General features: G+C 57.4%; 1 protein-coding gene and 1 pseudogene. One reads left to right on the top strand and one right to left on the bottom strand.

Annotated features, from left to right (window positions below):
• Positions 1–415, bottom strand: a pseudogene (locus NP596_RS21630) (glycogen debranching enzyme); the annotation flags it as partial.
• 151 nt (positions 416–566) lie between these two features.
• On the opposite strand from NP596_RS21630, the gene NP596_RS21625 reads away from it, so the two are divergent.
• A partial coding sequence (locus tag NP596_RS21625; RefSeq protein WP_256617442.1) for a hypothetical protein occupies positions 567–876 on the top strand: 310 nt, incomplete at its 3' end.

Raw genomic sequence — 876 nt, 5'->3', positions numbered from 1 at the left:
AAGACGTGTTGTCGCCGGGCAGACAGGCGGCGGCGCGGCGCCAGAGGTCGTTGCTGACGGCCCGGGCCCAGGGGTCCACCAACAGTTTTTCCTTGTCGAAACGCAAGCCGGATTCGCGCGTCAAGGAGGGGCCGTCTATGCGCCAGCCGTACCAGGTGCCCGCCGGCAGATTTTCGACAAACACATGCCAGGAAAAGAAAGTATGGTTTTTGCTTTTGTCCAATAAAATAGCCTGAAATGGCTGCGGGCTATCGTGATGGGCGAACAGCAACAATTCCACCTGCGTGGCATGCCTGCTGGAAATCGAAAAGTTCACGCCGTCGTCGCCGACTTGAGCGCCATGCGGATAGGGACTGCCTGAGCGTAATGTGTACTTTTTATGCATCGAATTGAGTAAGAGCATTGGGTTGTTCATGATTCTACTGCAAATGAGGGCAATTCGGGCCCTATCTTGCGCAAATAATCGACAACGGGTAGAGTTTGAGCCAATTCCTGCCCGCGTTTTAGCGTATTCGCGGTTATTTTGGCGGGACCGTTTCGAATCGAATCAACTTTTCAGGCCGCTAATGCCCCTTCCGACCTCCAATGTCCGCCCACGTATCGCGCTGTCACGGCAGGAAATGTGCATTATCAGCCGGAGCATCAGCCGCGATTTTTCGCCGCGGCTTTTCGCCAGCCGGGCCGGTCGGGGCGCGAACAGCCGTTTTACGCCGCGCGAGTTATTGGAAATCAGCCGGCAAATCAGCCGGGAATACGCGCCGAATAAAGTCAGCCACCAGGCGCGGCTGGTCTTGCTGGCGGTGTCGCCGCGCCGGTTGCATGTCTATTGGCATTTGGCCAAGCGCCGCTTGAGCGAGGCTTCGCGGCCGCCCGAGA

Origin of the sequence: Methylomonas rivi (genome assembly GCF_024505165.1) — a bacterium.
Lineage (GTDB): Bacteria > Pseudomonadota > Gammaproteobacteria > Methylococcales > Methylomonadaceae > Methylomonas > Methylomonas rivi.
This window is presented reverse-complemented; position numbering and strand designations above follow the sequence as displayed.